This window comes from Pauljensenia sp. UMB3104 (assembly GCF_030217285.1).
Taxonomy (GTDB): domain Bacteria; phylum Actinomycetota; class Actinomycetes; order Actinomycetales; family Actinomycetaceae; genus Pauljensenia.
Genome location: NZ_JASONN010000002.1, coordinates 44,948 through 56,939 on the forward strand (window position 1 = coordinate 44,948; position 11,992 = coordinate 56,939).

Genomic DNA, 11,992 nt, shown 5'->3' on the forward strand with positions numbered 1-11,992 from the left:
AACTGATAAACGCTCGCTGCGGGTCACGCAGTCAGAAACTCCCAGTGATAAGAGATAGAGGATCTGTCCGGGATCAGCCCCAGCTCGAGTCGTCGCTGGATACCGATGCGCCGCTAAAGCCTCCGCCCCAACTGGAGTCGTCGCTGGATACCGATGCGCCGCTAAAGCCGCCGCCCCAGTCGGAACCGGAGCTGGACGCGAAGGACCATCCGGAACCGGAGGAACGGGAGCCACGGTCAAAGTGATCGAAGCGATCATAGTCGCGGTCGTGCCGACCCTGGTAGCCCGGGCCGGACTGGGAGAAGAGCGTGGACCACAGGAGGAAGTCGCCGAGCGAGGACCCGGTGTAAGACCCGTTGTTGCTCGGGCCGCTTCCCCAAGAACCCGCGGCCGGCTGGATCGGGGTTGCCATCACACGGTCCGCAAACGCGCGGGCATTGGCGGCGTGGGTGGCGGCTTCCTCGGGGTTCTTATCGAGGGTGTCGTGCGCGGCGCGCAGCGCCTGCTCCGCGTTGTTGAGCGTGCCGCGCACCTGCAGGTCGATGGCGCCGCGGCGCCCCTGCACGTAGCGCTGCGCCTGGCCGACGGCAGACTCGGCGAGAGCGATCTGGCTCTTGGCCGCGGCAAATGCCTTGTCGCGCGCCTCCTGGTTGGTGCGCAGCGGCGCCAGCGCCGCGTCGAGGGTCGCCTCAGCGGCACGCAGGTGCTCGAGCGCGGCGAGCGGATCCCCGTTGCTCGCCAGGGCCGCCTGCGCCTCCGAGATTGCGGCTCGTGCGTCGGCGACGAGGGGGTCGAAGGTCGTGGCATCGGTGTCGAGGCGTTCGACGTCCGCGATGTCCGCGGAGATCGACCCGATAGCGGCCGCCAGGCGGTCGTGGATCGCGTCGAGGTCGGACTTTGCGGTGAAGATCGCGTCCGTCTGGTGGTTGGCCATCGTCAGGGCGCGGTGGGCGGTGTCCAGGGCGCTGGCGGCGCGGGCGCGGTCCGTGTCCACCACCTCGTCGGCGGTGTCCAGGGCGGAGCGCGCCGAGGTCAGCAGGGCTGCGGCCTGTTCTGGGTTGTCCTGGAGGGATGCGAGCATCTGTGCGGGGTAGATGCCCGCGATCGTGGCCAGCTCGGACTTTGCGCGCTCGAGGTCGGTGAGTTCCTCGGCGAGGCGCTCGCGGGCCTCGCGAATGCGCTCGGGTAGCGTCGCCTCCTCCGCGCGCTTGGTAGCGAAGGCGGCCTGGATCTGGCTGAGGGGATTCAGGTTTGCGCCCAGATCGCGCATGAGTTTCTTCGCGAGCTCTAGGCGCTCGGTCGTGGCGGTCGCATCGTTCATGCGCACCTGGAGATCAAAAGAGCGCGTGACCGCTGCCTTCGCGTTCTCGATCGCGCGGGCAAACTCGTCCGTCGAGGTCAGCCCGAACTGGGCTCGCGCGAAGTTCAGCTCGTCGGTCGCGGTGCGCACCTGCTCGTCGGCGGCGAGCAGCTGGCGATTGGCCTCCTGGACGGCCTTCTCGGCCGCGACCGTGTCGATGGCCATGGCGTGCGCCGCGCTCTTCTTGCTACGCCGCGAGGAGATGGCGACCGTGATGCCGATGAGGATCAGGCCTCCGAAGAAGAGGGCGGACAGGATATAGAGGGTGTTCAGGCTGCCCGACGAGGAGGACGACGATCCCCTGGTGGGCCGGGGGGAGGCGGAGGGCGTGCTTGATGCCTGGCTCGTGGAGAGCGTCTTCGCGAATACAACCGCCGCACTGGCGGCGTCGCTCGGGGTGAGTGGATTGGACTTGAGCTGCTTATTACTTGCCGCAACGGCGGTGTTGAGCAGCGAGCTGGATTGAGAGTTGTTGGAGCAGGCGCCGTTGACCCGTTCCGTGTACGCCAGGACGTAGACGACGTCGTAGTATCCGAGGGATGAATTCTCGATGGTCTGCGAGCACCACTGGCTCACGCTGGAGCCGGAGAGGTCCTCAACGAAGACGAAGGAAATGGTGACTCCGGACGCCGCGGCCTCGCTGGCGGCCTCTTCGATGGACTCGCGGTCCGAGCTGTCCAGCCACTCCGACGGGTCGGTGACTGTACCGCTGATCGTGACCGGCGACGCTGCGAACGTCGGCAGGCCAAGTGCGAGCAGCATCGCCGTGAGAACGGCGACGAGGCTAAAGCGGCGGATTCGTGACACTGGGTCCTCCTGCGAAGTGGCGAACAGAGAAACATACATCACGCCGCACAGTCCTGTCGAGCATGTGACGAAACCAGCGTCGCGTGATTGTTCCCGTGGGGTCAGTCTACGTGAAAGTTGGCTCATCCTGGGGCGCGCGGTGCTGTTCGCTACAGGCGTCGGCTCGTCTCCCACGCGCACGGGGAGAGCGCCCTATGATAGGGGGAGCCCCATTGGGCTCACAGACTATTGAGAGAAGGAGGGGACTATGCCCACCGGTAAAGTGAGGTTCTTCGACGCGGATCGCGGTTTCGGTTTCATCGCAGGAGACGACGGGGCGGATGTCTTCCTCCACTCGTCCGCGCTGCCGGCCGACCATCCCAACCCCCGAGTGGGTGCTCGCGTGGAGTATTCGGTCGCCGATGGACGCAAGGGACCGCAGGCCCTGAGCGTGCGTTTCCTGAAGGAGACAGCTTCCGTTGCCCGAGCCAAGCGCCGCAAGCCGCAGGCGATGGTGCCCGTCGTCGAGGATCTGATCAAGCTCCTCGACTCGTCGAGCGCCGCCCTGCGTCGCGGCTCGTACCCGGACAACGCGACCAAGATCGCGAAGGTGCTGCGCGCCGTCGCAGAGGAATTTGATGCCTAAAACTGTGGCCCGTGTTCGGGCAGTGAAGAAGGACGCCGTCCTGGAGGGCGCCGTCGACGTTGCGCGCGTTGGCGCCGAGGCCGTGGCCCACCCGCGTCCCGTCGGCGATCACGTTGGCTTCGAGATGGTGTCGGAACGCCTGGGCACCCACTATTTCGCGTCGACTGACGCTGGCTACGTGGGTTGGTGCTGGGCGGTGACCGTTGCGCGTGTGCCGCGCGGACGCGTCGCCACCGTGTGCGAGGTCGACATGACTCCTCGCGAGGGTGCCCTTCTCGCCCCCGAGTGGGTGCCGTGGGAGGAACGCCTGCGTCCCTCGGACATTTCGCGCGACGACGTTTTGCCGTACAAGGCGGACGATGAGCGCCTTGAGCAGGGCTTCGAGGACACGAGCGATGACCCGGATCTGCCGATCGTGCGTGAACTTGGGCTGGGGCGCCCCCGCGTCCTGTCGCAGGAGGGGCGCGATCAGGCGGCTAAGCGCTGGTACGATTCCGAGCGCGGGCCGAAGTCGGGGCGTCGCCCGCGTAACACCTGCTCCTCGTGCGGCTTCCTCATGAAGATGAGCGGCGACATGCGCACCATGTTCGGTGTGTGCGCGAACGAGTGGGCCACCGACGACGGGGCCGTCGTGTCCTTGGACCACACGTGTGGTTCCCACTCGGAGACCGACGTTCCCAAGAACGGTACGGCGTGGCCGGTGCGCCCGTCGCGCATTAACGAGGGGGCGCTCGACGCGGAGCCGATGTCGCGCGCATCGGAAGAATTGAAGGCGGACGAGGCCGGGGCGTCGGCGGCTTCCGAACAGGCTGACTGACGTCCGCTTCCGTGATGAACTGAGAGAAAGCACCCGAGACTACGTCTCGGGTGCTTTCTCAACAAGTGGGCACATGGCGAGTTTGTTTGCGTGCTCGCCCCCGAGCAGGCACGATTGTTCAGTGAGCACACAAGAAAAGACCGCCCCATCCCACGGCGGCTTCGCACAGTCACTTGATTCGTTCTTCCAGATTTCCAAGCGCGGCTCGACGATCAGTCACGAAATCCGCGGTGGATTTGTCACCTTCTTCGCGATGGCGTACATCCTGGTCGTCAACCCGGCGATCCTGGGCAACGCAGTTCCCAAGGACGGTTCCATTACGACCCAGGGCATCGCTGCTGGCACCGCGCTCGTCGCGGGCATCATGACGATCCTCATGGGTGTCGTCGCGAACTACCCCCTGGCGCTCGCCGCCGGCCTCGGCCTCAACGCGGTCGTCGCCTTCACCCTGGTCCTTGGTGCCGGCCTCAGCTACGGCGAGGCCATGGGTATCATCGCCTGGGAAGGTATCCTCATCTTCCTGCTGGTCCTCACCGGCTTCCGTGAGGCCGTTTTCCGCGCGGTTCCCGCGGCCCTCAAGACCGCCATCACCGTTGGCCTGGGTCTCTTCGTCGCCCTCATCGGCCTCGTGAATGCGGGCATCGTGCGCACGGGCGCAACTCCCGTCCAGTTCGGTATCTCGGGTTCGCTTGACGGCTGGCCGGCCCTCGTCTTCGTGTTCGGCCTGTTCCTCATGCTCATCCTGTATGTGCGCGGCGTGAAGGGCGCGGTGCTGATCTCGATCATCGCCTCCACGGTCCTGGCGGTTATCGTCCAGGCGTTCACTCACCTCGAGCGTATTTCCGACACGAACCCCACCGGTTGGGGCCAGACTGTTCCGGAACTCAAGGGTTCCCCGATCGCCGTTCCCGTCTTCGACACGCTCGGCAAGGTGGACCTCTTCGGCGGCTTCGGCAAGCTCGGTATTGTCTCCGTCATCCTCCTGGTCTTCTCCCTCATGCTGGCTGACTTCTTCGACACGATGGGCACCATGGTGGCCGTCGGCGCCGAGGGTAACCTGCTGGACAAGGACGGCAACCCGCCCCGGACCCGTCAGATCCTGATCATCGACTCGCTGGCTGCCGTGGCCGGTGGCGTCGGTGGTGTCTCCTCGAACACCTCCTACGTCGAGTCCGCCTCGGGTGTCGCCGAGGGCGCTCGCACCGGCCTGGCCTCCGTGGTCACCGGCATCCTGTTCCTGCTGTCGACCTTCCTGGCGCCCCTCGTCGAGTTGGTCCCGACCGAGGCCGCCTCCACGGCCCTCGTGTTCGTCGGCTACCTCATGATGACCCAGGTGACGGGTATCGACTGGAAGTCCGATGAGGTCGCGATTCCCGCCTTCATGACGATCGCCTTCATGCCGTTCGGCTACTCCGTGTCCGTCGGCATCGGCGTGGGCTTCGTGACCTACGCGATCATCCAGCTCATCAAGGGTCAGGCCCGCAAGGTCCACCCGCTCATGTGGGTGGTCGCCGGCCTGTTCGTCATCTACTTCCTGATGGGCCCGATCCAGCGTCTCCTCGGCGTCGCCTGATTCGTCACCCTTCACACCCTTCCCGCCCCGCCGGAGCCTTCCTCCGGCGGGGCGGTCGTATCCTGGGAAGATACGCCGAGGAAGGATGAGCGCCGCCGGGCGCCATGGCCTCGTTCGGTGCGGGCAACAGCAGTGAGAGAGGGAGGATCGGCGTGTCGGCAACATTCGCGTCCATGCGCTACGTGAACTATCGGTATTGGTTCGTCGCCTCCCTGATTGCCTCGACCGGCGCGTGGCTTCAACGCGTCGCCCAGGATTGGTACGTGCTGACGGTCCTCACCGATCACGACGCCTCGCAGGTCGGCGTGGTCACCGCCCTGCAGTTCCTGCCGATCATCCTGTTTTCGGCGTGGGCGGGGGTCCTCGCGGATCGCATCCCCGGGCGCCGCCTCCTGCAGTGCACGCAGACGGGGGTCGGCCTCGTCTCCCTCATCATCGGCGTCGTTGTACTGACGGGGACGGGCGAGCTCTGGCACCAGTACATCCTGGCCTTCATTTCGGGGACTATCTCCGCCGTCGATACCCCGGCGCGCCAGGCCTTCGTGGGCGAGCTCGTGCCTCAGGACAAGATGGCGAACGCTGTCGCCCTCAACGCGACCGCTTTCCATACTGCGCGCCTCATTGGTCCGGCCTCGGCGGGTTTCTTCATCGACTGGTGGGGGGTGGGCCCTGTCTTCCTGATTGACGCCGGAATGTTTGCCGCCCCCGTCATCGCGCTGGCCCTCATGCGCGGCGACCGCCTGTATCCGCGCACGCTCGTGCCGCGCGCCCGCGGCCAGCTGCGTGAGTCCGTGATCTACGTGCACAGTCGCACCGATATCCGCATTATTCTCGCGCTGATCTTCGTTGTGAGCGCGCTTGGCATGAATTTCCAGATGACGAGCGCCCTCATGGCCACGACGGTGTTCGGCAAGGCGGCGGGTTCCTTCGGCATTCTCTCGACCTTCATGGCGTTCGGCTCGATCCTCGGATCCACGGGAGCAGCGCGCCGTGCTCCACGCCTGCGCACGATTCTCATGGGTGCCGCCTTCTACGGGAGCGCCGAGATTCTGCTGGGCCTGTCGCCCTCGTACTGGTGGTTTGCCCTCCTGTCGATTCCTACGGGCTTTGGCATGCTGACGATGAATACGAGTGCGAACGCCCTCGTGCAGACGCGCACCGATTCCGATAAGCGCGGCCGCGTCATGGCCCTGTATTCGCTCGTTTTCCTGGGTGCGACGCCGATTGGCTCGCCGCTCGTCGGCTGGGTGGGGACGATGTTTGGGGCGCGCTGGTCGATCCTGGTCGGCGGCATCGCATCGCTGGGCATAGCACTGGTGTGCGGCGTATGGGCGATGATCCACTGGAAGGGGCGCATCGTGCGCCGCCAGTCCTTCCCGTGGGTGGGCATCGAGGCTGATTCCTCAGTGGACGCGCCAAGCCGTTCGATCGACCCGGCCTAAGGGGCGTCGGCCGCGCGCTGCCTTAGAGCAGCCGCTCCAGGCAGTAGTCAATGCAGGCGAGGAGCGCCTCCACGTCGTCGATGTCGACGCTCGGCCACGTGCCGATGCGCAGCTGGTTGACGCCGACGCCGCGGTAGGCGCCGATGTCGACGATGCTGAACGTGCGCAGGTGTGCGGCCAGCTCGGCCGCGCTGACGGCCTCGTCGATCTCGATCGTGGCGGTCACGGGGGAGCGCCACGCCGGGTTCTCCACGAAGGGACGCGCGGCCAGGTTTGCCTGGGCCCAGTCGTAGATAAGGGACGAGGCCTGGGCGCAGTGGGCGCTCGCAGCACCCATGCCGCCGCGCTCCAGGAGCCAGCGCACCTGGCGCTCCGCCATGATGATGGTCGCGAGTGCGGGGGTGTTGAGCGTCTGGTCTTTGCGCGAGTTCTGAACAGCCGTGGTCAGCGACAGGAACTGGGGGACCCAGCGTCCGTCGGAGCTCTCCTCGATGCGGCGTGCCCGCTCGATGGCAGCGGGGGAGAGGAAGGCGACCCACAGGCCACCGTCGGAGCCGAGGGCCTTCTGGAGGGAGAAGTAGTAGGCGTCCACCTGCGTGAGGTCAACGGGTGAGGCGCCGGCGATCGACGTGCCATCCACGAGGGTGAGTGCCCCGGGGGCCTCGACGCGGTAGACGGGGGAGGTGACGCCGGTGGAGGTCTCGTTGTGGGGATAGGCGTAGGTATCGATGCCATCGCGCGGGGTCACGGTGACGAGTGAGCCGAAGGGGGCCTCGTCAATGAGGGGATCGCACAGGTGTGGCGCGCGGGTGGCTTCCGTGGCGAATTTCGCGCCGAATGCGCCCCAGGAACCGAACGCTGCGCGCGAGGAGATGAGGCACGCGCAGGCCATGTCCCAGAACGCCGAGGCGCCGCCGTTGCCCAGGACCACCTCGTAGTCGTCGGGGACCGCACAGAGGGCGCGCAGGCCGTCCTTCAGCGAGGCGACCACGTCGCGCACGGGCATGGCGCGGTGGGAAGTCCCCATGAGGAGCGGTGAGGAGAGCGCTTCAATTTGTGCGGCGCGCACCTTGGAGGGGCCGCAGCCGAAGCGTCCGTCGGAGGGGAGGAGGGCCTGGGGGATGTCGGGAAAAGCCACCATGACGACAGCCTAGTCCCCTCATGCGGTGTATTTCCATCACGTTCATTAATCGAATTATCGTGAGCGTGCACACGTCGACACACCTGTTTTTCCGCATCAACGCGTCGTTCCATGTGCGCAAAGGAAGGTGACCCTATTCTGTGTTTATTACATGCCTGATAAAGGAGGGCGTCATGGCAGACCTGATCGACACCACCGAGATGTACCTCAAGACCATCCTCGAACTTGAGGAGGACGGGGTCACCCCCCTGCGTGCGCGCATTGTCGACCGCCTGGGGCACTCCGGTCCGACGGTCTCGCAGACGGTTGCGCGTATGGAGCGTGACGGGCTGCTGCATGTGATGGGGGATCGCCGCCTCGAACTGACCGAGGCTGGTCGCGCGCATGCGACCGAGGTGCTGCGCAAGCATCGCCTGGCCGAGCGTCTCCTCCTCGACGTGATCGGTATGGAGTGGGCGCAGGTGCACGACGAGGCGTGCCGCTGGGAGCACGTGATGAGCGATGCCGTCGAGGCGCGTCTGCAGGAGCTGCTCAGTAACACGTGCGTGGATCCCTACGGCAATCCCATGCCCGGCTGTGAGCAGCTGGAGGGCGCTTATTCTGCTGAGCTTGCGGTGCGTTCGCTCGAAGCTGGTGTCCTCACGGTGGCGCGTATTGGCGAGCCGATCCAGGCGGACGCGGAGCTGCTGGCGTCCTTTGATGAGCTGGGCCTGCGTCCTGGCGCTCGCGTGGAGCTGTCGGCGCACGGCGACGTCGTGCGCGTCGCGGCCCTCGACGAGGCCGGGAACGTGCGCGGCTACCTGACGATGCCGATGGCGTTGGCGGCTCATCTCTTCGTGCGGGGTGAGTGAGCGCTCTTCGTTGACGAGGCCGGGGCCCGCGGGGGTCTCGGCTTTTGTCATATCCGGGAACTGTCTCGAATGGTGGACTACCCGCAGAGGCGTTTTCCTGAGCAAACGCGGGGTAAATGTCACGGAATGGTAACGATGAATCCCGGTGATGTTACCGGAACGTGACATTGGCCGGCTGGTCAGGGTATAGTGAATACCGGTCATCAGACCACCCGCCTATCCGGCACCCGAAGTGAGACGACGGATAGAGCGGAAATTTCGTCTCACGCGGGGAACCCAACCGCGGCTCCTCGGAGCCTTGGGGTGAAGCTCGCCAGCCGAGCCGGACTTCCCGTCCGAACCCGACAGCTAACCTCGCAGGGAAACAGGGAGAACATGAGTGAAGACTTCTAAGCCTGCTCCGCGTCACCGCCTGGCACGTCGCCCGCTGACCGACACCATGGTCGAGGGCCTCAACGCCTCCGCCGCAGCTCGTCCGATCGCCTTCGCATCGGCAGCCGGTGTTGCGCTGACCGCGATCGCCGCCGGCGTTGCGAACGCCGCCCCGGCGACCCCTCAGTCTGAGCCGCAGAGCGCGGACCTGAACACCACGACCGTCGCCGTTGATGATGTGACCACGGTTGAGGTTCCGGACATCGCGTGGACCGCCGAAGAGGACGCGACCGCGTCCGCTACCGCCGAGGCTCCCGCACCGGCACCGGCTGCCGCCACCCCGGCCGCCGAACAGTCCGATTCCGCTGCTTCCCGCTCGGAGTCGCGTGCCGACGCCACCTCGGGCGATATCTCCGCTCGTCAGGCCGCCGTGAACGCCTCGGGTTCGGACATCGTGTCCGTCGCTCTGGGCCTGACCGGCATCCCCTACGTCTACGGTGGCGAGTCCCTCGCGGGCCTCGACTGCTCCGGCCTGGTCAAGTACGCGTACGCGGCTGCCGGCATCAACCTGCCGCACTCCTCGTCCGCTCAGGCCGCTGGTGGCACCATCGTGTCTGACCCGCAGCCCGGCGACATCGTGTCCTACCCCGGCCACGTCGCCATCTACATCGGCGGTGGCCAGATGGTCGAGGCCACGGTGCCCGGTCGCCTCTCCCAGATCTCGCCGGTTCGCGCTGGCGCCACCTACGTGCGCTACTGAGCCTGCGATAGACAGCTGGTGATCCCCGCAGCCCGCACGGGCTGCGGGGATCAGTGCGTCTGGGCAGGTTGGGCTTTCGCTGGCTGTCAAAATGCGGCACAATATAAGTGACTGCCACCACGAGGAGGACACCATGAGTTCTACCGAAGTCATTCTGGTCGGTGTCGATGGCTCGACGGAGAGCCTTGCCGCCGTCACCTGGGCCGCTGATCGCGGCGCGCGCACCGGAGCGCGCATTCATTGCCTGTGCACATACGCGCTGGCCTCCTACTCAGCCGCCGCCCTGGATGGCGGTTACGCCGTGCTTGACGACGAGGCCCTGAAAGCCGGGGCTGAGCAGGTCGTCGAGGAAGCGAAGGCCGTGGCGCGCGAGCGCGGCGCCACGCATGTGTCCGGCTCGACCGAACCGGGAGACCCGGCGGGCGTGCTCATCGACTTCTCCGCCGAGGTCGACATGATCGTCGTCGGTTCCCGCGGTGGCGGTGGATTCGCTGATCGCCTGCTCGGTACCGTCTCCTCGGCCCTCCCCGCGCACTCGAAGTGTCCCGTTGTCGTCGTCCCGCGCCACACCTCGGGCAAGAACTTCACGCCCGTCGAGCGCATCGTCGTCGGCGTGGACGGCACCGAGCAGCCGTCGTGCGCCCTCAAGCGCGCGATCAGTGAGGCGAGCCTGTGGGATGCACGCGTGACAGCCGTGTCCGCCGTCCCGATCGCGGTCGGCCCCTCCGTCATGACGTGGACGCCCACCGGCGTCGACCACTCCGCCCTCCTCGCGCAGGTACGCGAGGGCATGGATGCGGCCATCACGGCTGCTCTCAACGGCAAGGACGTGCACGTCGCACGCCACGCCCTCGACGGCTCCGCGGCGTCCCTGCTCATCGAGTTCTCGACCGCCGTCGACCTCGTCGTCGTCGGCACACGCGGGCGCGGAGGCCTGGCGGGGGTGCTCCTCGGCTCGACCTCCCAGACGGTGCTTGGACACTCGACCTGCCCGGTCATGATCGTTCCCTCCGCCCACCTGGGAGAGGGGACAACCGCGGTGCACACCGAGTGGGAGCGTCGCTAACTCCACGTCGGCACGAGGCCGGGGACCGAAGCGTGGGTACCCCGGCCTCGTCCGTTTTATCGGCGAGTGACGGCCCGCTGACCCGGCGTTCGCAGCCGGTGAGGGGGCAACGCCGCGCGCACTTTGCTACAGTGGGCGCGGACAACTTGTCACGCCCTCGTAGCTCAGGGGATAGAGCACCGCTCTCCTAAAGCGGGTGTCGGACGTTCGAATCGTCTCGGGGGCACACATAAGGGAACGGTATGCGTCATCCAATGGGGTATGCGGTCACCGTCGTCGCCGCACTGTGCTGGGGTGCCTCCGGTGTCTCTGCCGAGTACCTCATGAGCCGCCACGGTATCGAGCTCACTCTCATCAGCTTCGTGCGCATGTCCATCGGTGGCCTTCTCACCCTCGCGTGCGTTCTCCTCCGTTCGCGCGGGGTCTCGGCCCAACATCGCGATCTGGTGTGTGCGCCGCGCAACTGGCGAGACCTGGCGATCTACGCGGTTTTCGGCCTGGCGGCCTGCCAAATCACCTACATGGGGGTCATCCGCGCCTCGAACGCGGGGACGGGCACCATCCTGGAATACCTGGGACTCATCCTCATCGTCGTGTGGGTGTGCCTGACGCACCGGCGGTGGCCCAGAGCCTGCGAAACCATCGCCATCGTCCTCGCGGTGAGCGGCACCTTCCTGCTGTGCACACACGGGTCGCTGGACTCCCTCGTTATCACGCCGTCCGCCCTCGCGTGGGGCGCCGTCGCTGCACTCACGCTGGCGACCTACACGCTGCTTCCGGCGCGACTCATCGCGGCCTACGGCGCCGACGTCGTCGTCGGATACGCCCTGTTGATCGCCGGGCTCGGCGTTGGCCTCGTCGGACGCGTGTGGCGCTTCGCGATCACGTGGACGCCCGACGTCATCCTCGCCATGGTCATCACCGTCGTCCTCGGCACCACCGTCGCCTTCACCGCCTACCTGTGGGGCGTCGACCGCATCGGCCCCGTCAAAGCCTCCCTCATCGGAAGCCTCGAACCCATCGCCGCGGCCGCCCTGTCCGCTCTCGTCATGGGTACCTCCTACACCGGCGTCGACATCGTCGGGATGATCCTCATCGTCGGCGCCGTTGTGACCATTTCCGTTGTCGACCTCCTCCGGGCGCGCCGCGTCACATAAGAGGGCGGTGCTGCCGTAGGG

Annotated in this window: 10 protein-coding genes, 1 tRNA gene and 1 riboswitch; of the genes, 9 read left to right on the forward strand and 2 right to left on the reverse strand. The window is 66.5% G+C overall.

Features of this window, described 5'->3' with window-relative positions; translation table 11 throughout:
- Positions 1 to 73: 73 nt before the first annotated feature.
- The gene (locus tag QP415_RS01450; RefSeq protein WP_285098160.1) at positions 74 to 2,209 is read right to left on the reverse strand and encodes a TPM domain-containing protein; all 2,136 of its coding nucleotides are present in this window, start codon (positions 2,207 to 2,209) and stop codon (positions 74 to 76) included.
- A 205-nt stretch (positions 2,210 to 2,414) separates the two neighbouring features.
- Between QP415_RS01450 and QP415_RS01455 the strand changes: the two genes are divergently transcribed.
- From QP415_RS01455 to QP415_RS01470, 4 genes are all read left to right on the forward strand, one after another.
- Complete coding sequence (locus QP415_RS01455) at positions 2,415 to 2,792, forward strand: cold-shock protein (RefSeq protein ID WP_016460384.1); 378 nt, start codon at positions 2,415 to 2,417, stop codon at positions 2,790 to 2,792.
- A complete protein-coding gene (locus QP415_RS01460) occupies positions 2,785 to 3,609 on the forward strand; it encodes a DUF3027 domain-containing protein (protein ID WP_285098163.1) in 825 nt (274 codons plus the stop codon). Before QP415_RS01455 ends, QP415_RS01460 begins: the two co-directional genes overlap by 8 nt.
- Before the next feature lie 121 nt (positions 3,610 to 3,730).
- The gene (locus QP415_RS01465; protein ID WP_016460382.1) at positions 3,731 to 5,182 is read left to right on the forward strand and encodes an NCS2 family permease; all 1,452 of its coding nucleotides are present in this window, start codon (positions 3,731 to 3,733) and stop codon (positions 5,180 to 5,182) included.
- Positions 5,183 to 5,334: 152 nt separating this feature from the next.
- Entirely contained in the window at positions 5,335 to 6,624 is a 1,290-nt protein-coding gene (locus QP415_RS01470; RefSeq protein WP_285098167.1) for an MFS transporter, read from the forward strand.
- A gap of 22 nt (positions 6,625 to 6,646) precedes the next feature.
- Here QP415_RS01470 and serC read toward each other — a convergent pair whose 3' ends face one another.
- Complete coding sequence (serC, locus tag QP415_RS01475) at positions 6,647 to 7,765, reverse strand: phosphoserine transaminase (RefSeq protein WP_285098169.1); 1,119 nt, start codon at positions 7,763 to 7,765, stop codon at positions 6,647 to 6,649.
- A gap of 173 nt (positions 7,766 to 7,938) precedes the next feature.
- Between serC and QP415_RS01480 the strand changes: the two genes are divergently transcribed.
- From QP415_RS01480 to QP415_RS01500, 5 genes are all read left to right on the forward strand, one after another.
- Positions 7,939 to 8,616, forward strand: coding sequence for a metal-dependent transcriptional regulator (locus tag QP415_RS01480; protein ID WP_048676506.1), 678 nt, complete (start codon positions 7,939 to 7,941; stop codon positions 8,614 to 8,616).
- 240 nt (positions 8,617 to 8,856) lie between these two features.
- A riboswitch (cyclic di-AMP (ydaO/yuaA leader) is annotated at positions 8,857 to 8,993 on the forward strand.
- A gap of 2 nt (positions 8,994 to 8,995) precedes the next feature.
- Positions 8,996 to 9,748, forward strand: a complete 753-nt coding sequence (locus QP415_RS01485) for a C40 family peptidase (protein WP_285098172.1) — start codon at positions 8,996 to 8,998, stop codon at positions 9,746 to 9,748.
- Between the two features lie 133 nt (positions 9,749 to 9,881).
- A complete protein-coding gene (locus QP415_RS01490; RefSeq protein ID WP_285098174.1) occupies positions 9,882 to 10,814 on the forward strand; it encodes a universal stress protein in 933 nt (310 codons plus the stop codon).
- A 153-nt stretch (positions 10,815 to 10,967) separates the two neighbouring features.
- Positions 10,968 to 11,040: transfer RNA gene (locus QP415_RS01495), tRNA-Arg, on the forward strand.
- 16 nt (positions 11,041 to 11,056) lie between these two features.
- Positions 11,057 to 11,971: a DMT family transporter gene (locus QP415_RS01500; RefSeq protein WP_016460376.1), complete on the forward strand. Its 915-nt coding sequence runs from the start codon at positions 11,057 to 11,059 to the stop codon at positions 11,969 to 11,971.
- The last annotated feature ends 21 nt before the right edge of the window (positions 11,972 to 11,992 follow it).